General features: G+C 68.2%; 17 protein-coding genes. 10 read left to right on the forward strand and 7 right to left on the reverse strand.

The features are described 5' to 3' along the window. Positions 1-17: 17 nt before the first annotated feature. Positions 18-1,868 carry an EAL domain-containing protein gene (locus A2G96_RS26430; RefSeq protein WP_062803152.1) on the reverse strand — a complete coding sequence of 617 codons (1,851 nt, stop codon included), beginning with the start codon at positions 1,866-1,868 and terminating at the stop codon, positions 18-20. 244 nt (positions 1,869-2,112) lie between these two features. Between A2G96_RS26430 and A2G96_RS26435 the strand changes: the two genes are divergently transcribed. From A2G96_RS26435 to A2G96_RS26445, 3 genes are all read left to right on the forward strand, one after another. Then, positions 2,113-3,738, forward strand: a complete 1,626-nt coding sequence (locus A2G96_RS26435) for a methyl-accepting chemotaxis protein (RefSeq protein WP_062803153.1) — start codon at positions 2,113-2,115, stop codon at positions 3,736-3,738. Between the two features lie 186 nt (positions 3,739-3,924). After that, positions 3,925-4,521, forward strand: a complete 597-nt coding sequence (locus A2G96_RS26440) for an HAD domain-containing protein (protein ID WP_062803154.1) — start codon at positions 3,925-3,927, stop codon at positions 4,519-4,521. 193 nt (positions 4,522-4,714) lie between these two features. Then, positions 4,715-5,083 carry a 5-carboxymethyl-2-hydroxymuconate Delta-isomerase gene (locus tag A2G96_RS26445; RefSeq protein ID WP_062803155.1) on the forward strand — a complete coding sequence of 123 codons (369 nt, stop codon included), beginning with the start codon at positions 4,715-4,717 and terminating at the stop codon, positions 5,081-5,083. Between the two features lie 247 nt (positions 5,084-5,330). Here A2G96_RS26445 and A2G96_RS26450 read toward each other — a convergent pair whose 3' ends face one another. Together A2G96_RS26450 and A2G96_RS26455 are read right to left on the reverse strand one after the other, a co-directional pair. Continuing rightward, the gene (locus tag A2G96_RS26450) at positions 5,331-5,789 is read right to left on the reverse strand and encodes an HU family DNA-binding protein (RefSeq protein ID WP_026163989.1); all 459 of its coding nucleotides are present in this window, start codon (positions 5,787-5,789) and stop codon (positions 5,331-5,333) included. A 251-nt stretch (positions 5,790-6,040) separates the two neighbouring features. Beyond that, entirely contained in the window at positions 6,041-6,538 is a 498-nt protein-coding gene (locus A2G96_RS26455) for an Mpo1 family 2-hydroxy fatty acid dioxygenase (protein WP_062803156.1), read from the reverse strand. Positions 6,539-6,754: 216 nt separating this feature from the next. On the opposite strand from A2G96_RS26455, the gene A2G96_RS26460 reads away from it, so the two are divergent. The 5 genes from A2G96_RS26460 to A2G96_RS26480 all read left to right on the forward strand — a co-directional run bounded on the left by A2G96_RS26460 (position 6,755) and on the right by A2G96_RS26480 (position 12,100). Further along, complete coding sequence (locus A2G96_RS26460; RefSeq protein ID WP_062803157.1) at positions 6,755-7,456, forward strand: Crp/Fnr family transcriptional regulator; 702 nt, start codon at positions 6,755-6,757, stop codon at positions 7,454-7,456. Positions 7,457-7,483: 27 nt separating this feature from the next. Then, positions 7,484-8,350 (forward strand): arylamine N-acetyltransferase family protein, encoded by an 867-nt coding sequence (locus tag A2G96_RS26465; RefSeq protein ID WP_062803158.1) that lies wholly within the window; start codon positions 7,484-7,486, stop codon positions 8,348-8,350. Positions 8,351-8,598: 248 nt separating this feature from the next. Further along, positions 8,599-9,363, forward strand: coding sequence for an SDR family oxidoreductase (locus tag A2G96_RS26470; protein ID WP_062803159.1), 765 nt, complete (start codon positions 8,599-8,601; stop codon positions 9,361-9,363). A 97-nt stretch (positions 9,364-9,460) separates the two neighbouring features. Continuing rightward, complete coding sequence (locus A2G96_RS26475; protein ID WP_062803160.1) at positions 9,461-11,209, forward strand: class I adenylate-forming enzyme family protein; 1,749 nt, start codon at positions 9,461-9,463, stop codon at positions 11,207-11,209. Positions 11,210-11,257: 48 nt separating this feature from the next. Continuing rightward, entirely contained in the window at positions 11,258-12,100 is an 843-nt protein-coding gene (locus A2G96_RS26480; RefSeq protein ID WP_231909753.1) for an acid phosphatase, read from the forward strand. A gap of 24 nt (positions 12,101-12,124) precedes the next feature. Here the strand turns inward: A2G96_RS26480 and A2G96_RS26485 are convergent, their stop codons facing one another. The 3 genes from A2G96_RS26485 to A2G96_RS26495 form a co-directional block, all read right to left on the reverse strand. Next, positions 12,125-12,607 (reverse strand): CreA family protein, encoded by a 483-nt coding sequence (locus A2G96_RS26485; protein ID WP_062803162.1) that lies wholly within the window; start codon positions 12,605-12,607, stop codon positions 12,125-12,127. Between the two features lie 21 nt (positions 12,608-12,628). Further along, a complete protein-coding gene (locus A2G96_RS26490; RefSeq protein WP_062804144.1) occupies positions 12,629-13,114 on the reverse strand; it encodes an acyl-CoA thioesterase in 486 nt (161 codons plus the stop codon). Between the two features lie 197 nt (positions 13,115-13,311). Beyond that, positions 13,312-13,566 (reverse strand): HU family DNA-binding protein, encoded by a 255-nt coding sequence (locus A2G96_RS26495; protein ID WP_231909761.1) that lies wholly within the window; start codon positions 13,564-13,566, stop codon positions 13,312-13,314. A gap of 525 nt (positions 13,567-14,091) precedes the next feature. On the opposite strand from A2G96_RS26495, the gene A2G96_RS26500 reads away from it, so the two are divergent. Together A2G96_RS26500 and A2G96_RS26505 are read left to right on the forward strand one after the other, a co-directional pair. Next, the gene (locus tag A2G96_RS26500; protein ID WP_062803163.1) at positions 14,092-15,294 is read left to right on the forward strand and encodes an ammonium transporter; all 1,203 of its coding nucleotides are present in this window, start codon (positions 14,092-14,094) and stop codon (positions 15,292-15,294) included. 214 nt (positions 15,295-15,508) lie between these two features. Then, positions 15,509-16,378 carry a mechanosensitive ion channel family protein gene (locus A2G96_RS26505; RefSeq protein WP_062803164.1) on the forward strand — a complete coding sequence of 290 codons (870 nt, stop codon included), beginning with the start codon at positions 15,509-15,511 and terminating at the stop codon, positions 16,376-16,378. A gap of 18 nt (positions 16,379-16,396) precedes the next feature. Here the strand turns inward: A2G96_RS26505 and A2G96_RS26510 are convergent, their stop codons facing one another. Continuing rightward, complete coding sequence (locus tag A2G96_RS26510; protein ID WP_062803165.1) at positions 16,397-17,620, reverse strand: Bcr/CflA family multidrug efflux MFS transporter; 1,224 nt, start codon at positions 17,618-17,620, stop codon at positions 16,397-16,399. Positions 17,621-17,967: the final 347 nt, after the last annotated feature.

The following is a 17,967-nucleotide window of genomic DNA, read 5'->3' on the forward strand; positions in this document are numbered from 1 at the left end:
CGGGCAACTGAGCCGGGCTACGCCGGCAGCGTCGCCGACAGCGCCAGGAAGTCGAGCACGGCCATGCCGTCGGCGGAGCGCTTGGCTTCGCGCTTGGCCGCTGCCGCCGCGGCGCCGATCTGCTGGCTGCCCAGGCGCTGCAGTCCGGCCACGCCCTCGCCGCTGACGCACACCACCCCCACCGCCATCGATACCGGAGGAAAGAACACCGGCCGCCCGTGCCGGTCTTCGCCATGCATGCCGCCGGCGGCGCGGTCGGGCGGCGCATACATGGCGCGCGCCGCATCGTTGAAGCGCAGGATTGCGGCGCGCATGCGCTCGGCCCAGTCGGCACTCTGGTACAGCACCAGGAAATCGTCGCCCCCCACATGGCCCAGGAAGTCGCGGGCCGGGTCGCACGCCTCGGCCAGGATCGCGGCCGCGCCCTTGAGCATCTCGTCGCCTTTCCAGTAGCCGTACTTGTCGTTGAAGGGCTTGAAGTGGTTCAGGTCGACATAGCAGGCATGGAATTCGCTGGCGGCCTCGATCAGCCGCTCGATATGCTGGTTCAGCGGGATATTGCCCGGCAGGAAGGTCAGCGGATTGGCGTAGCGCGCCGCTTCCATGCGCACCTCGGTGATCGCCCGGATCAGGTCGGCGCCGGTGCCCAGCCCGATATAGCGGCCCTGGTCGGTGATCACGAAGCCGTCGGCGAGCGAGCGCGTGTTCTCGCCCGACAGGATCTGCGCCATGTCTTCCAGGCTGGCGCGCTGGTCGAAGCAGGCAGGATCGCGGCTGGCCATGGCGATGCAGGCCTTCTTGCCATAAAGCTCGCGATGGAACGGCGCCGCGTAGCGGTCGATAAACGCCTGGCGGCCGATGATGGCCAGCGGCCGCCCCTCGTCATTGACCACCGCTACCGCCTGCAGTTCGGGCTGGTCCTGGAAGGTGCGCAGCACCGCATCGTTGCTGGCCGACGGCGACACCGTCGGCGCCGGCCGCAGCAGCCGTCCCGCGGTGATGCCGGACCAGCCCGAGCGCACCATCTGCGGAAACACGGCAATGCGGCGCGACGCCAGCGCCTGCCGCACATGCAGCGCGGCCTGCGCCGCCGGCTGCGCCACCGGCCGTCCCACGTAATAGCCCTGGGCGCCGGTCACGCCGAGGTCGCGCACCACGGCCAGCTCGTCTTCGTCTTCAATCCCTTCGGCGATCACGCGCCCGCCAAAGGCACTCATCATGCGCAGCAGCGCGCGCAGGATCTCCAGCCGGCGCGAGCACGACGCGATGCCGCGCACCAGTGACTTGTCGATCTTGACGAAATGCGGCGACAGGTGCGCGAGCAAGTCCAGGTTGGCGTGCCCGGTGCCGAAATCGTCCAGCGCGTATTGCATGCCGAGTTCGCGCAGCACCGCCATGGCCATGCCAAAGCTGGCGGCGTCGCCGATCGGGGTCTGCTCGGTGACCTCGATTACCAGCCGCGACGGTGCAATGCCGGCTTCGAGCAGCGCCGCCATCAGCCGCCCCCGGTCCGCCAGCAGGTGGCGCAAGGTCTGCGGGCTGAAATTGAGAAAGAGCTTGCCGGGCAGATCGAAACCGCGCCACGCAACCAGCGCGGTGCGCGCCGCTTCCACCTCCAGCGCGATGGTGGCGGGAACGCCCTGCACCAGCCGGAACAGCGCGTCAGGGGCCGCCCACGGCGAGCCCACGGGCCCGCGGATCAGCGCTTCGTAGCCAAGGATGGCGCCGCTGTCCGCCTGCACGATCGGCTGGAACACGGCGTGCAGCGGCGGCAGGCGCGCCGGCGCAAGCACGGTCCCGCCCGGGACAACGCTGGCGGCGTCGGAGGCAGGGTCGTGCTGGAGCGTGGCGACGGTCAGGCCATTCATAGGAAGCAAGCGGGGGAATGATGCGGGAGCGGGGAGGCGCAGTGCGGCCCACATTGCATGACATCCACATGACAGCGCGATGACAGTCCATATTGGAAGCATGTCACGTTGGCGTCACGTTGATCGACGACGATCCGTGCGCCGCGGCGACCGTCCCGTACAGAGGACGGCGCCAGCGGCGAATCGGGTCAAGCCCGGGCCGCGCAGGCTGGTCACGCCGGTGCGCCCGTCTGGAGTCATCTCCGTGTTGCAAGTTTTCAAGACATCCCTGCCCGGCCAGCTTCGGGCAGTTGCCCCCGCGCGCTGGCTGGCGCGGCTGGGCCGCCTGCCGCTGGTGGCGCGCCTGTGCGCTGCCTTTGCCCTGGTCTACCTGTTCGGCGCCGCGGTCGGCCTGACCGGCATCGCCAACCTGGTCTCGATCAAGGCGCGCACCGATACCCTGTACCAGCACGACATGCACGGCGCGATCTCGGCGGAGCGGGCGCAATCGGCACTGGCCGCGCTCGGGCGCGCGCAGCTGGCGCTGACCATGGCCACCAGCAGCACCGAGCGCGACGGCGCCGCCGACGAGATCGCGGCGGCGCTGGCGCAACTCGATGCGGCACTGGCCGGCGTGCAGCGGGCCGCCCCCGCCCAGGCGGCGCCACTGCTGCGCGAACGCCAGCGCGCCAGCGAGCTGGCCCACGCCTACGTGGCGTTGCTGCGCAAGCAGCCGCTGGATCCGCTGCAATTCGACAGCGCGGTTTCGGTCGACGGCCATTTCGTCACCGAGCAACTGCAGCGGCTCAGCACCCAGGTCGAGGCCGTGCGCCGCCAGCAGGAGCAGCAGGCCGCCGCCACCGTTGCCAGCGTCGCCGCCAGCCAGCTGCGCGCGCAGGCCTGGATGGCGGCCTTGCTCGGCGCCAGCCTGCTCGCTGCCGCCGCGCTTGCGTGGATTGCCGCGCGCAGCCTGCGTGCCGAACTGGGCGGCGAGCCGCGCGATGCCGCCGAGATCGCCCGCCGCATTGCCGCCGGCGACCTGACCGCCCCGATCGCGCTGCGCCCGGCGGACCACAGCAGCATGCTGCACCATGTGGCCAGCATGCGCGACCAGCTCGCCGGCGTGCTGGCGCGGATCCAGGCCAGCGCCCACGAGATCACCGCGGCCAGCCAGCAGATCGCGGCGGGCAACCAGGCCCTGTCGGCACGTACCGAGCAGCAGGCGAGCGCGCTCGATGCGACCACCGACAGCATGCAGGCGCTGGCCGCGCATGTCGCCGCCGCGCATGCGCAGGCCACCGAATCGAGCGAGATGGCCAGCGCCGCCCGCGCCGCCACCGACGACGGCGCGGCCGTGGTGCAGCGCATGCGCGCTGCCATGGACGCCCTGCACGGCCACTCGCGCCATATCGCCGAGATTGTCGGCGTGATCGAAAGCATCGCGTTCCAGACCAATATCCTGGCGCTGAACGCCGCCGTGGAAGCGGCGCGTGCGGGCCCGGCGGGCCGCGGCTTTGCCGTGGTGGCGCAGGAAGTGCGCGCGCTGGCACAGCGCAGCGCCGAGGCGGCGCGCGAGATCGGCGGCATCATCGGCAATGCCACGCACGAGATCCAGCAAGGCGCCAGCCTGAGCGGCAGCGTGGTGGCGGCGATGGACCGCATCGCCGCGACGGTGGGCCACAGCCATGCGCTCGCGGAGGGCTTGCGCACGCTCGCGGACGAGCAGGCCGAAAGCGTGCAGGGCGCCGGGCAGGCGGCGGCGCAACTACGCCAGACGGCCCAGCAGAATGCTGCGCTGGTCGACGAACTCGCGGGCCAGGCGGCGCGGCTCGACCAGCAGGCCGCGGCGCTGGCCAGCGACGTGGCGCGCTTTCGCTTCCGGCAGCCGTGACCAGGCAGGCGCCGCCAAGATGTGTCGGGGCGAAACATTTGTCATGACGACGTAACCGGCATTTACGTCTTCCGCGACGAAGTTACAGATATGTTGCAACTGAACCAGCCCCGGTAACGTGACAGCCCGGTTGCGGCGAGTAACCTTGCTTCACACCAACTGAACTGGGCACCCGCACAGGAAACCATGGCTGAACGACTGATCATGCTGGACGTACCCGGCGTCCTGTACTCCGACCGCTCCCGCGCCCGCCTCGGCGGCATTCCGGATTCGGGCACGCCGCGCGACGTGAGGTTTTTCGACCCGGTCGCGCTTGGGTTCGTGCGCAGGCTGTTCGGCGTGGCGGGCGCCCGTGTGGTGGTATCCGATGCCTGGCGCCGGGGCACCCCGGCCGCCATCCTGCAACAGCTGGACCTGCAGGTCGAAGCCATGACGCCGCCGGTCGCTGGCGGCCACGGCGCCGAGATCGAAGCGTTTTTCGCGCAGGGAGCGCGCCCGGTCCATTACGTGATCCTGTCCTGCGCCGCGGCCGAGTCGATGCCCGAGGCGCTGCGCGAGCACCTGGTCACGGTCGATCCGGCGGTGGGCCTGACCCTGGAGAACTTCCAGCAGGCGCTGGAGATCCTGGGCGTGGCCTGCCCGTCGACGGTGATGCCGGCGCCCAAGCTCGATGCCGGCCTCAAGGCCAAGCTGGCGCAGCTGCAGCAGCTGGCGCGCGACGACCCTGCCCGCTTCGGCAGCGCGCTGGCACCGGCACGCGAAGCGACGGCCGTCCACGCCTGATCCGACACTGCCATGCAGTCCCCGACGGGGCGCCCACGGGCGCCCCGTTTTGCATCCGGCGATCTGCAATGAACGATGCCGAGCGACGGGATGACCGACGGGATCCGTCGCTCCGGCGCATCCTCGCTGCAACGATCCCGTATCATGCTCGCTGTCGCCGGCCCCATGCCGGAGCTATGTGCCAGGACCCGCCATGCCTCACCTCGTCATCGAACTGACCGAAAACACCCGCCTGAACTGCTCGCAGGAAGAGCTGCTGGATGAGGCCAATGCCGCCCTGCTGGCTTCCGGCCAGTTCCAGGAGGCGGATATCAAGTCGCGCTGCATCACGCTGTCGACCTACCGCCAGGGCATCGATGCCGTCGAGCGGGCCTTTGTCCATGCGCGCCTGTCGATCCTGGACGGGCGCGATACCGCCGTGCGCCAGGCGCTGGCGCAAGCGGTCTGCGATGTGATTGCCGAAGCCGTGCGCTCGGGCGGCGGCACCGGCCAGAACGTGCAGGTGTCCGTAGAGGTCTGCGAGATGGTGCGCGCCACCTACGCCAAGCAACTGGTGGCCTGACCTGCCGCGCCGTCTGGCGGCCGCCCAATAAAAAACCCGCGGCCGTTGCAGCCGCGGGCGGAAGCTTCAGGAAGACTCCCGAAGCTCTGTCATGGGGAGCGCCCCCGCACCCATGACGTAGTCGATTCTAGGTGGGCGACATGGCCACCGAATTGACCTGGATTAAACGCTGCCGGATTGGTGCCGGCGGCCAGAAAGAAAAGGAGCCGGCAAGCGGCTCCTTTTCTTTCTGGACAACTGGCGCAGATCAGGCTGCGGCGTCCTTCAGCTTCTTCAGCGGACGGACCTTGACCTTGACGCTGGCCGGCTTGGCCGGGAACCAGCGCTCTTCACCGGTGAACGGGTCCTTGCCGAAGCGCTTCTTCTTGGCCGGCACTTGCTGCGCCGTGACCTTCAGCAGGCCGGGCAGCGTGAACTCGCCAGCGCCCTTCTTGTTCAGCGCGCCGACGATGGTGTTTTCCAGGTGGGCCAGCACCGTCTTCACGGTCTTGGCTTCCAGTTCCGTCTGGGCTACCAGGTGAGCGACCAGGCTCGACTTGTTGAAGGTGTCCTTCAGCGGGCGCGCAACGGGCGCAGCGGCGGGAGCAGCCTTCTTGGCCGGCGTGGCCTTCTTGGCGGCAGCCTTCACGGGTGCCTTGGTTGCCGCAGCCTTCTTGGCGGCGGGCTTGGTTGCAGTCTTCGCGGTCGGTTTCGCTTTGGTCGCCATATCGATATTCGTAAGTTGAACAGATGGATGCCGGCAGGTGTTTTGCATTGCTGCTGAGCGTTGCGCAATCGCCTGATCGACGCCCACTGAATCATAGCGGAAAGTGCCGTACGTCAAGGGGTTTTCATGCATGCGACACGCAAAACCCGGTGAAAACCCCGGGTTTTGTCGCGGCTTTGCCTCAGTCGAGCGCGAAAACGGCCTACGTCCCCCCGCTTTGGCGATCCGGGGACCGGCGCGGCAGCCCCTGCTCAGTGCGCGCGGGCGGCCATGGCGTCGCGCGTTTCGCGTGCGAGGCCCAGCGCAAACGCCGTTTCGGCGACCAGGAACAGCGGGCCGATCAGCAGCCCCACCAGGTCGTCGACGAAGGCGGGCTTGCGCCCTTCGTAATAGTGGCCGATGAACTGGATCACCCATCCCACCACGAACAGCCCGACGCCGAGCGCGAGCCACCAGCTGGTCGGCATCGCCGCGATCTGCGCGCCGGCGTAGAGGAACACCGCGAGAACCAGCGCCATCGCCACGCCGAAGCCCAGCGACAGCCGCAGGTAGAACAGGCACGCCAGGATATGCAGCAGCATGGCGGGGGTCAGCACGGCGCTGCCATCGCCGAGAGCCAGCGCCGGCCGCGCCAGCAGCGTGGTCACGGCCAGCACGATCATCGGGATGCCGATGAAATGCGTGAAGACGTTGCGCGGATCGCGATGGTAGGCGGCGTAGTTGGCGAGATGTTCGATCAGGGTTTTCACGGGGCGTCTCCTTGGCTGCGTTATGGCGTGCGGGTGTGCGGGTGCGCGCGCGGCTGGCGCGAGGTGGATTTATAGTAGTGGTCGCGCACCGGCGGGTCTGTCGGGTTTTTGACATTCCGCCAGGTGCCCGGACATGCAGGCGGGCATGCGGCTGGCACGCCGCCATACCCCGCTCTGCCCGCCCCACACGACCGCAGGACGCAACCCCCAGACACGATGTCCAGTCCGATGTTGCCATGCAGCGACCCGCTCGCCGCGGTGCGTGCAGGTGCGTGGTTCAGCCAGTTGCCGCCGGCGCTGCGGCAGGCGCTGCTGGACGACGGCAGCCTGCGCCGTCTGCTCGCCGGCGAGACCCTGTTTGCGCGCGGCGACCGCTTCGATGGCCTGTATTGTGTTGCCAGCGGCACCATGCAGATCCATGCGAGCGGCGAATCGGGCAAGGCCGCGATGCTGGGCCTGCTCGAACCCGGCACCTGGTTCGGCGAGATCTGCCTGTTCGACGGCCTGCCGCGCACGCATGACGCACGCGCGGCCAGCGCCGCCACGCTGTGGCACGTGCCGCGCACCGCCCTGGCGCAGCGCCTCGCGCAGCAGCCGGCATGGTGGCAGGCGTTCGGGCAACTGCTGGCGGCCAAGACGCGCGAGGCCTTCCACTATGTCGAGGAAGCGCAGTTGTTGCCGCCGGTGGCCCGCGTTGCGCGCCGGCTGGCGGCGATCGCGCATGGCTACGGCAACCTGCCCGCTGGCATTGCCACGCGGCGCGTGCGCATTGCGCAAGAGCAGCTGGCGCAGATGCTGGGCCTGTCGCGCCAGACCGTGAACCACGCGCTGCGCGAGCTGGAGGCGCACGGCCTGCTGCGTCTTCAATATGGCGGCATCGAACTGCTCGACCTGCCCGCGCTGGAAACGCTCAACTGACTGCACCGTACCGGAGCCCCCGACACCATGACAACTCTCGACGCCACCCAACTCGACGCCTGGCTGGCACGCCTCGGCATCGACGCGCCGCCCTCGCCCACGTTGCAGGCGCTGGACGCGGTGCTGGCCGCGCACCTGGCCAGCATCCCGTTCGAGAACCTCGACCCGCTGCTGCGCCGCCCGGTGCGCATCGACCTCGACGCCGTGTTCGACAAGCTGGTCACGCGCCGGCGCGGCGGCTACTGCTTTGAACTCAATACGCTGCTCAGCGCCGGGCTGGGCGCGCTGGGCTACGCGGTCACGCCGCTGGCCGCGCGCGTGCGCTGGGGCGTGCCGGACGAGGTGCCGACCATGACCTCGCACATGCTGCTGCGCGTGGAAGTGGCGCACCGCAGCTATCTGGTCGATGTCGGCTTCGGCGGCCCCACGCCGTTCCGGGCGATGCCGCTGTCCGAGCCGGCCGACGATGGCTTTCCCTACCGGCTGGCGCCCTCGCCAGCGCAAGCCGGCACCAGCGCATTCCACAGCTACGACCTGCAAGCGCGTGGCGATGCCGGCTGGATCCCGGTCTACCGCTTCGACCTGACGCCGCAGCCGCCGATCGATTTCGTCGCGCGCAACTGGTATGTCTCGACGCACCCGGACAGCGTGTTCCTGCAGCGCCTGATGGCCGCGCGCACCGACGGCGGCACGCGCGTGACGCTGGCCAACGGCGAACTGGCCGAGCGCGCTCCGGACGGCAGCGTACACCGCACACACCTGCCGCATGCCGAGGCCGTGGTCCAGGCGCTGTCGGAGCGCTTCGGCATCGTGCTGGACGACGAGCTGCGCCAGGGCCTGATGGCTGCGCTGCCTGACTTGCTGGCGCCTGCGACGGCGTCGGCCGGCAGTTGAATTGCAGCTGACTGGCAGCCGCTCCGCACTGCAGCAACGGCTTCATGCACCGCGCGCATTGCCGGCAGAAAGAATGCTGATAAGGCCTGTAACCGCCACCCGGCGCTGTGGACGCGGGCATGGCCGCGCCACATAATGTCCCGGCGATGCCGCCTGCGGGCGCGTCCGCAGCACAACAGCGCGGCACCCCGCCGCCAGCACAAGCCGGCCAGCATCGCTGGCGCCGGCGCAGCCATACAGGAGACTCCATGTCATTGTTCGATCTGACGGGCAAGGTTGCCATCGTCACGGGCTCTTCGCGCGGCATCGGCCGCGCCATCGCCGAGCAGATGGCCGTACAGGGCGCCAAGGTCGTGATTTCCTCGCGCAAGGCCGAGGCCTGCCAGGAAGTGGTGGATGCGATCAACGCCCGCCATGGCGCCGGGACCGCGATCGCGGTCCCGGCCAACATCTCTTCGAAGGAAGACCTGCAGCGCCTGGTCGACGAGACCAACAGCGCCTTCGGCAAGATCGACGTGCTGGTCTGCAATGCCGCGTCCAATCCGTACTACGGGCCGATGAGCGGGGTCTCGGACGACCAGTTCCGCAAGGTGCTGGACAACAACGTCATCTCCAACCACTGGCTGATCCAGATGGTGGCGCCGCAGATGATCGACCGCAAGGATGGCTCGATCATCATCGTGTCGTCTATCGGCGGCCTGCGCGGCTCGCCCACCATCGGCGTCTACAACATTTCCAAGGCCGCCGACTTCCAGCTGGCGCGCAATCTCGCGGTCGAGTTCGGGCCGCACAATGTGCGCGTGAACTGCATCGCGCCCGGGCTGATCAAGACCGACTTCGCGCGCGCGCTGTGGGAAGATCCCGAGCGCTACAAGCAGTCCACCCAGGGCGCGCCGCTGCGCCGCATCGGCGAGCCCATCGAGATCGCCGGCGCGGCCGTGTTCCTGGCCTCCGCGGCCAGCACCTTCATGACCGGCCAGGCCATGGTGGTGGACGGCGGCGTGACCATCTGAACCTTAGCCGCAAGCGTTTCAAAGCGGCCGGCGCTGACTGCGCCGGCCGCTTTCCTGCATTTCCCTCAACCTGCAGTGCAGTTCCGGGAGGCAGTCCATGTCGAGCAATCCGCAGTCGGCCGGCACCTGGCCGGTCATGTCGCTGGCCGAGGCCCACGCCCGCCTGACCGCGCCGGGCGCGCCGTTCGAAACCGAGACGCGCGTGATCCGCGGCATCCCCACCACGGTCTGGAAGAACGCGCCGCCCACGCTGCGCGAGCTGCTGCTGGCCACGCGCGCGTTTGCCGATCGCACCTTCGTGGTGTACGAGAACGAGCGCGTCTCCTACGATGCGTTCCTGCGTGCCGCCATCGCCATGGCCCACACGCTGGTGCGCGACGGCGTGCGCAAGGGCGACCGCGTGGCGCTGGCGATGCGCAACCTGCCTGAATGGCCGGTGGCGTTCTACGGCGCGCTGCTGACGGGCGCCATCGTGACCCCGCTCAACGCGTGGTGGACCGGCCAGGAGCTGGAATATGGCCTGGCCGATTCCGGCAGCCGCATCGCCATCGTCGATGCCGAGCGGCTCGACCGCATCCTCGAACACCTGCCGGGTTGCCCGGCGCTGGAACGCATCTACGTCTCGCGCGCGGGCGCCGCACCGGCCGACCCGCGCGTAACGGCGCTGGAAAGCGTGATCGGCCCGTCGTCGACTTGGGCGACGCTGCCGGAGCAGGCGCCGCCTGCGGTCGACATCGACCCCGACGACGACGCCACCATCTTCTACACCTCCGGCACCACCGGCAAGCCGAAGGGCGCGGTCGGCACGCACCGCAACTCCACCTCGGTCGCGGTGGCCGGCGGCTTCAGTCCGCTGCGCAACCTGCTGCGCCGTGGCGAGCCGATCCCGGCGCCGGATCCGGCCGCGCCGCAGAAATCGATGCTGCTCGCGGTGCCGTTCTTCCACGTCACCGGCTGCATGGCGGTGCTCAACGGCGCCATCGCCACCGGCGGCAAGATCGTGCTGCTGCATCGCTGGGACGCGCTGCGCGGCATGGAACTGATCGAACGCGAGGGCTGCACCGCGGCCGGCGGCGTCCCCACCATCGCCTGGCAGATCCTGGAGCATCCCGAGCGCGGCCGCTTCGACCTGTCGTCGCTCGAGAACATCAACTACGGCGGCGCGCCGGCCTCGCCCGAGCTGGTCCGGCGCATCCGCGAAGTCTTCCCGCTGGCCGCGCCGGGCATCGGCTGGGGCATGACCGAAACCTCGTCGACTTTTACCAGCCACAGCGCCGAAGAATACGTGATGCGCCCCGACAGCAGCGGCCCGGCGCTGCCGATCGGCGAGATGAAGGTGGTCGACGGCCGCGGCCAGGCGCTGCCGCCAGGGGAAACCGGCGAGCTGATGGCACGCGGCGCCAATGTCGTGCGCGGCTACTGGAACAAGCCCGAGGCCACCGCCCAGACCTTTGTCGACGGCTGGCTGCGCACCGGCGACATTGCCCGGCTGGATGAGGAAGGCTACGTCTATATCGTCGACCGGATGAAGGACATGCTGATCCGCGGTGGCGAGAACATCTACTGCATCGAAGTGGAAAGCGCGCTGTACGAGCATCCCGCGGTCATGGATGCGTCGGTGGTCGGGCTGCCGCACCGGACCCTGGGTGAGGAGCCGGCCGCCGTGGTCAGCCTGAAGCCGGGCATGCAGGCGAGCGAAGCCGAGCTGCAGGATTTCGTGCGCGAGCGGCTGGCAGCATTCAAGGTGCCGGTGCGTATCCTGATTTACCACGAGATGCTGCCACGCAATGCCAATGGCAAGATCATGAAGTCGAACCTGCGCAAGCTGTTCGACGCCGCCGCGTAAGCTAAGCGGAGCCACCGCATCGATCCGACCCATCAACAGGACGAAAAATTGACGGACCAAGCCAAGCCGGATTCCTCCCTCTCCCAACCCTTGCGGGCCCTGGGCGCGGCAGCGCTCGCCGCGCTGCTGGCCGGCTGCGCCGCCGGCGGCACCAACCTGGCCGCGGTGCCGGAGCTGCGACCCGGCGTGCCGGCCGGCTACCTCGCCGCCGATGCGCGCCCCGACAGCCTGAAGCTGCTGCCCCCGCCACCGGCGACGGGTTCGGCAGCGCTGGCGCTGGACGAGGACGCCGCGCGCCAGGCCGGTCCGCTGCGCGGGTCGCCGCGCTGGCAACTGGCGTCCGACGATGCCGTGCTGACCTTCCCGCAGGCTGCCAGCACCTTCTCCTGCGCGCTGGGGGTACCCGTCAGCGAGAAGGACACGCCCTACCTGACCATGCTGCTGCGCCGCAGCCTGGTCGATGCCGGCCTGTCCACGTACAAGGCCAAGGATCACTACAAGCGCACCCGCCCGTTCGTGGCCACCAAGACGCCGATGTGCACGCAGGCCGAGGCCGCCAAGCTGGAGAAGGATGGCTCCTACCCGTCCGGTCACAGCGCCATCGGCTGGGCCTGGGCGCTGATCCTGACCGAGATCGAGCCGGCGCGCGCCAATGAGCTGCTGGCGCGCGGCCAGGCCTTCGGGCAAAGCCGCGTGGTGTGCAACGTGCACTGGCAGAGCGATGTCAACGCGGGCCGCACCATGGCAGCCGCCACGGTGGCGCGGCTGCATGCCGATCCCACCTTCCGCGCCGACCTGGAGCGGGCCCGCAATGAAGTCGCTGCCGCGCGCGCCGCGGGCGCGCGGCCCTCGCGCGATTGCCAGGCGGAAACCGCTGCGCTGGCCCGCTGATGACCTGCGCCCCGGCCGGCGCGCTTATTTCACCGGAATCACCGTGCCGGCCGGCACCGGCACGGCGGTCACGCTGTTCTGCGGGCTGCCGCTGACGATGCGGTCCGAATACGTCAGGTAGACCAGCGTATTGCGCTTGCGGTCGACCGCGCGCACCACGTGCAGCGCCTTGAACAGGATCGACATGCGCTCGGAGAAGACATTGTCCTGCTGCTTGATCGGCCCTTTGAAGCCGATCGGGCCCACCTGCCGGCACGCGATCGAGGCCTCGGGCGGGTCTTCGGCCATGCCGAGCTGGCCCTTGATGCCGCCGGTGCGGGCGCGCGACACGTAGCAGGTAACGCCGTCCACCTGCGGATCGTCATAGGCTTCGATCACGACCTTGTCGGAGCCGGTCATGCGGAAATTGGTGCTGACGCTGCCGATCTCCTCGGCAATGGCCCCCGCGGCGGCGCTGGCGCAGACGCCTGCAAGCAGGAGGCGAACGAGTTTGTGTTGAGACTTCATGGCTGTATCACGCATCGGTACTCAGTTCACCGACGACTTGATGTCGCCGTGGCGCTTTTCCATTTCCTGGCGCAGCGCGCGGCGCTGCTGCGCGGCGGCAAAGCGCTGGCGCTCGACCTCGTCGCGCGGCTCCAGCGGCGGCACCTCGGCGGGGCTGCCGTTGTCGTCCACCGCCACCATGGTGAAATAGCAGCTGTTGGTATGGCGCACCAGCTTGCTGCGGATGTTCTCGGTCACCACCTTGATGCCGATCTCCATCGAGCTGCGGCCGGTGTAGTTGACCGATGCCAGGAAGGTCACCAGCTCGCCCACATGGATTGGCTGGCGGAACACCACCTGGTCCACCGACAGCGTGACCACGTAGCGGCCGGCGTAGCGGCTGGCGCAGGCATACGCCACCATGTCCAGGTACTTGAGGATGGTGCCGCCGTGGACGTTGCCGGAAAAGTTGGCCATGTCGGGCGTCATCAGCACGGTCATGGAAAGCTGGTGGGACAGGTCATTCATGATGCGGGATACGAAGATTGCGGGGGCGGGATTGCCGGCTGCGGGCGCCGGCAGTTTAACCCGGATCGCCGCGCCGTTGATGGCGGGGATGGCGCGGCGTCGGCGACCGGTCTGCCGGCGCATCCGGCGCATCCGGCGCATCGGGCGCAAAAAAAGCGGCCTGCCAGGCCGCTTCTTTCGCTATGGACGCAAACTGCTTACTTTTTCTTGTTCACGGCGTCCTTGAAACCCTGGCCTGCCGAGAACTTGACCGTCTTGGCGGCCGGAATCTTGATGGTTTCGCCGGTGCGCGGATTGCGGCCGGTACGGGCAGCGCGCTTGCCGGCGCTGAAGCTGCCAAAACCCACCAGCGTTACAGAATCGCCCTTTGCCACTGCCTTCTTGATACTGTCCAGCGCTGCGTTGAGCGCACGCTCGGCGGCGGCATTGCTCAATTCTGCTTCCGCGGCGATGGCCTATACCAGTTCACCTTTATTCATGGCTGATTTCCCTTGTTGGTCGTCGTCACCGATGGGCGTGCCTGGCGGCAGGCCATCGATCGGCGCAGTCTAATCTGCCCTTCGCGCGTTGAGCAATCCCCAGTGGCACCAATGCGACAAAAAAACCCGCAAATCCTTGCTTGAGGCCGGTTAGCGGGCAATTTCCACTGCTGTTCGCGCTTGCCAGGCGCCGCATTTTGCCGGGCCGGGAGCAGTCGCCCGAAATCGGGCCCTCAAAACTAAACAGCATAGGACAGATTCCCCCAAATGGGGCGACGCACCACAACGGATCACCGGACGCACCTTGTCGGTTCCATTCGGGCGCAGAGGTGCCCGGCTGCCGGCAGCGTTCCGACGGCACGGAGTTCCCGGGGAATCGGCCGCATGCGGCAGGCCGGTGCGGTTTTTTACCCGGCACGGTGCAAGCGGCACCAGGATGCAGCGGTCAGTGGAACGCTTTTTGCGTACTGGTGCGCCCATTTTGAGCATGAGGTCACTATGGACAACTGGAAGACCGGCACCGACGCGCTGTTTATCCTGCTGGGCGCCATCATGGTGCTGGCCATGCACGCCGGCTTTGCGTTCCTCGAACTCGGCACGGTGCGCAAGAAGAACCAGGTCAATGCGCTGGTAAAGATCCTGGTGGATTTCGCGGTTTCCACCATCGCCTATTTCTTTATCGGCTACACCATTGCCTACGGGGTGCAGTTCTTTGCCGGCGCCGAAACCCTGGCCCAGAAGAACGGTTATGAGCTGGTCAAGTTCTTTTTCCTGGCGACCTTTGCCGCGGCGATTCCGGCGATTATCTCGGGCGGTATTGCCGAACGCTCGCGTTTCAATCCGCAGCTGGTCGCCACCTTCGTGCTGGTGGGTTTTGTCTACCCGTTTTTCGAGGGCATGGTGTGGAACCAGCGCTACGGCGTGCAGGACTGGATCGCGCGCGTGGCCGGCGCGCCCTTCCACGACTTTGCCGGTTCGGTGGTGGTGCATGCGCTGGGCGGCTGGATTGCGCTGCCGGCGGTGCTGCTGCTGGGCGCGCGCCGCGGCCGCTATCAGAATGACGGCCGCATCAGCGCGCATCCGCCCTCGAACATCCCGTTCCTGGCGCTGGGCGCCTGGATTCTGGCGGTGGGCTGGTTCGGCTTCAACGTCATGAGCGCGCAGACCGTCGACAAGATCAGCGGCCTGGTTGCGATCAATTCTCTGATGGCGATGGCCGGCGGTACGCTCGCTGCCTGGCTGGCCGGGCGCAACGATCCGGGCTTCGTCTACAACGGGCCGCTGGCCGGCCTCGTGGCGGTATGCGCGGGCTCGGACCTGATGCATCCACTGGGCGCCCTGGTGACCGGCGCCGTGGCCGGCGCGCTGTTCGTCTATATGTTCACGCTGGCGCAAAACAAATGGCATATCGACGATGTGCTGGGCGTGTGGCCGCTGCACGGGCTGTGCGGCGCCTGGGGCGGCATTGCCGCGGGCATCTTCGGCGCGAAGGCGCTGGGGGGACTTGGCGGGGTATCGCTTGGCGCGCAGTTGCTCGGCACCTTGCTTGGCATCGTGGTCGCACTGGCCGGCGGCACGCTGGTCTACGGCACGCTGAAGCGGCTGGTAGGCATCCGCCTAGACGCCGAGGGCGAGTTCAACGGCGCCGACCTGACGCTGCACCGCATTTCCGCGACCCCCGAGCGCGAAACCAACTGGTAATACCCGCCAAAGGCTTTCCGATATAAACCGGCGAGCCGTGTAACGCGCCTTGTCTTAACAATTATTTGCTTGCGCTTCCGCGCACGGCCTCTCAATAATTGCCGTGCCCGGTCATTGCGCGCAACGCGCAGGGGCTCGCACGCCGCAGCCGGCTGGTTTGGGGGATGTTGGGCCGGCGGCCGGCCGGTCACGCCAACACGAAAGGAATAAGCCGATGGACGCCTCTACCTTCGACAACCTCAAGACCCTGGTGGTCTCCTACGCCACCGAATTCGGCGTCAAGATCCTGGCGGCCCTCGCCTTCTGGGTCATTGGCCGCTGGCTGATCCACTTTGTCGTGCGCCTGGTGCAGAATGCGCTGGGCAAGCAGAAGGTCGATCCGACGCTGCTGCGCTATGTCGGTTCCATCGTCACCGTGACGCTGAACGTGGTGCTGGTGATCGGCATCCTCGGCTACTTCGGCATCCAGACCACCACCTTTGCCGCGCTGATCGCCGCTGCCGGCGTGGCCATCGGCATGGCCTGGTCGGGGCTGATGGCAAACTTCGCCGCGGGCGCCTTCCTGGTGGTACTGCGGCCGTTCAAGGTGGGCGACTTCGTCACCATCGGCGGCGTGACCGGAACCGTGCGCGAAATCGGCCTGTTCGCCACCACGCTCGATACGCCGGACAACGTCCAGACCGTGATCGGCAACAACAAGATCTTCAGCGACACCATCCAGAACTTCACCGCCAATGCGTTCCGGCGCGTGGAACTGAAAGCGCAGCTGGCCGGCAGCACCGACGTCGCCGAGGCGGTGGCGCTGCTGAAGACCCGCATCGCCGAGATCCCCAACGTGCTGGCCGAGCCGCCGGTCGACGTCGAAATCCTCGAGTTCACGCTGGTCGGCCCGGTGCTGGCGGTACGCCCCTATTGCCATAACGACCACTACTGGCAAGTCTATTTCGACACCAACCGCGTCATCCGCGAATGCTTCGGCCAGGCCGGCTACGCCGCGCCGATGCCGGCGCACATGGTGGTGGTGCAACAGGCCGGGGTGCCGCACGCCGCCGCGGAGCAAGCCGCGGCACAGCAGGCCGCCTGAACCGGCGCGGCGGCGGTTTCAGCGGGTGCCCGGACGCGCGCGTGCGCCCGAGCGCCCGTAATGGCGCATCAGCACCGCGCCGGCGCCGCACGCGGCCATCACCACGCCCAGCGGCAGCGCGCTGCCGTCGCGCCACACGCTGACCGCGGCGCCGCCGAGCGTGCCGAGCGAAAACTGCAACGTGCCCATCAGCGCCGAAGCCGTGCCGGCGCGATGCCCCTGGTGCGCCAGCGCCAGCGCCGACGCGTTCGGCGAAACGCAGCCCAGCGCACCGATAAACACGAAGAATCCGCCCAGCAGCACCGGCAGCACCGCCATCCCCGCCAGTGCGGCCAGCGCCAGCACCAGCCCCGCGGCCAGCGCTGCCAGCAGCGTGGCTCCCAGCACCTGGTCGAGCGAGCGCCCGCGTACCAGCCGGGCATTGAGTTGCGACATCGTAATCAGCCCCAGCGCATTGGCGCCGAACACAAACCCGTAGTGCGACGGCGCGATGCCGTGCAGTTCGATCAGCACGAAGGGCGAGCCCGAGATATACGCAAACATGCCGGCCGAGCCGAAGCCGGCCGACAGCGAGTAACCCAGGAACTCCCGGTCGCGCAGCAGTTCCGCGTAGCTGCGCGCGACGGTGCCGAGCCGCAGCGGCGCTACATGGCCGCGGTCCAGCGATTCCTCCATGCGCAGGTGAACCAGCAGCAGGATCAGCAGCCCGGCCCCCGCCAGCACCCAGAAGATGGCGCGCCAGCCCGATACCGTCAACACCGCGCCGCCGATGATCGGTGCCAGGATCGGCGCCACCCCCATCACCAGCATCAGCGACGAAAACGCCCGCGCGGATTCATGCGCCTCGAGCCGGTCGCGGATCACCGCCCGGGCCATCACCATGCCGGCGCAGCCCCCCAGCGCCTGCAGGAAGCGCCATAGCATCAGCGCTTCCACGTTGCGCGCCAGCGCGCAGCCCACCGCGGCGATGATGTAAAGACATAGCCCGATATAGAGCGGCGGCTTGCGGCCGAAGCGGTCGCTGAACGGACCATAGAAGGCCTGCCCGATCGCCAGCCCGACCAGGAAGGTGCCCAGCGTCAGCTGGACCTGGCCGATGTCGACGCCCAGATCGCCCGCCAGGGTCGGGAAACTGGGCAGGTACATGTCGATCGACAGCGGCGCGATCGCCATCAGCGAGCCGCAGATCAGCAGCCAGGCAGGGAAACGCGGCGTCGACGCGGCGCTTGGGGAATGGGGCATGGAGGACATTATCCGAGGGCGAGGGCGCTGAGCTGCACGGCCCTGCGGCACGGGCAACCCCGCTGAAAGACGCAATTGTTGCACAACATAACCAATGCAGCCGCTGGCCCGGCGACGCTGGCATGCGGCCGTTCGCGCGGAAAGACCGCCCCGCTACATTTCATCGCCCGGGTCGAGTCCGGCAAAGCTGGCAAACCTGGCAGGATTGGTGAATAGTGGAGTCACGCCCTGGTGTTCCTGGGCATGGCCTGGCGGCAACGCTGCCGCGCTGGCGGGGCGCGACTTTCATGCGCGCCGGCGCGGAGGGTACAATGCCAGCCTGTCGGCGTAAGACTCGCCGTCGGCCT

It is taken from the genome of Cupriavidus nantongensis, from assembly GCF_001598055.1.
GTDB lineage: Bacteria > Pseudomonadota > Gammaproteobacteria > Burkholderiales > Burkholderiaceae > Cupriavidus > Cupriavidus nantongensis.

Bases quoted from the DNA above. Each gene is read 5' to 3' on its own strand.
- A2G96_RS26465 (WP_062803158.1), top strand. From the start codon at position 7,484: ATGACAACTCTCGACGCCACCCAACTCGACGCCTGGCTGGCACGCCTC.
- A2G96_RS26475 (WP_062803160.1), top strand. From the start codon at position 9,461: ATGTCGAGCAATCCGCAGTCGGCCGGCACCTGGCCGGTCATGTCGCTG.
- A2G96_RS26445 (WP_062803155.1), top strand. From the start codon at position 4,715: ATGCCTCACCTCGTCATCGAACTGACCGAAAACACCCGCCTGAACTGC.
- A2G96_RS26440 (WP_062803154.1), top strand. From the start codon at position 3,925: ATGGCTGAACGACTGATCATGCTGGACGTACCCGGCGTCCTGTACTCC.
- A2G96_RS26510 (WP_062803165.1), bottom strand. From the start codon at position 17,620: ATGCCCCATTCCCCAAGCGCCGCGTCGACGCCGCGTTTCCCTGCCTGG.
- A2G96_RS26485 (WP_062803162.1), bottom strand. From the start codon at position 12,607: ATGAAGTCTCAACACAAACTCGTTCGCCTCCTGCTTGCAGGCGTCTGC.
- A2G96_RS26490 (WP_062804144.1), bottom strand. From the start codon at position 13,114: ATGAATGACCTGTCCCACCAGCTTTCCATGACCGTGCTGATGACGCCC.
- A2G96_RS26450 (WP_026163989.1), bottom strand. From the start codon at position 5,789: ATGGCGACCAAAGCGAAACCGACCGCGAAGACTGCAACCAAGCCCGCC.
- A2G96_RS26460 (WP_062803157.1), top strand. From the start codon at position 6,755: ATGTCCAGTCCGATGTTGCCATGCAGCGACCCGCTCGCCGCGGTGCGT.
- A2G96_RS26430 (WP_062803152.1), bottom strand. From the start codon at position 1,868: ATGAATGGCCTGACCGTCGCCACGCTCCAGCACGACCCTGCCTCCGAC.
- A2G96_RS26505 (WP_062803164.1), top strand. From the start codon at position 15,509: ATGGACGCCTCTACCTTCGACAACCTCAAGACCCTGGTGGTCTCCTAC.
- A2G96_RS26500 (WP_062803163.1), top strand. From the start codon at position 14,092: ATGGACAACTGGAAGACCGGCACCGACGCGCTGTTTATCCTGCTGGGC.
- A2G96_RS26470 (WP_062803159.1), top strand. From the start codon at position 8,599: ATGTCATTGTTCGATCTGACGGGCAAGGTTGCCATCGTCACGGGCTCT.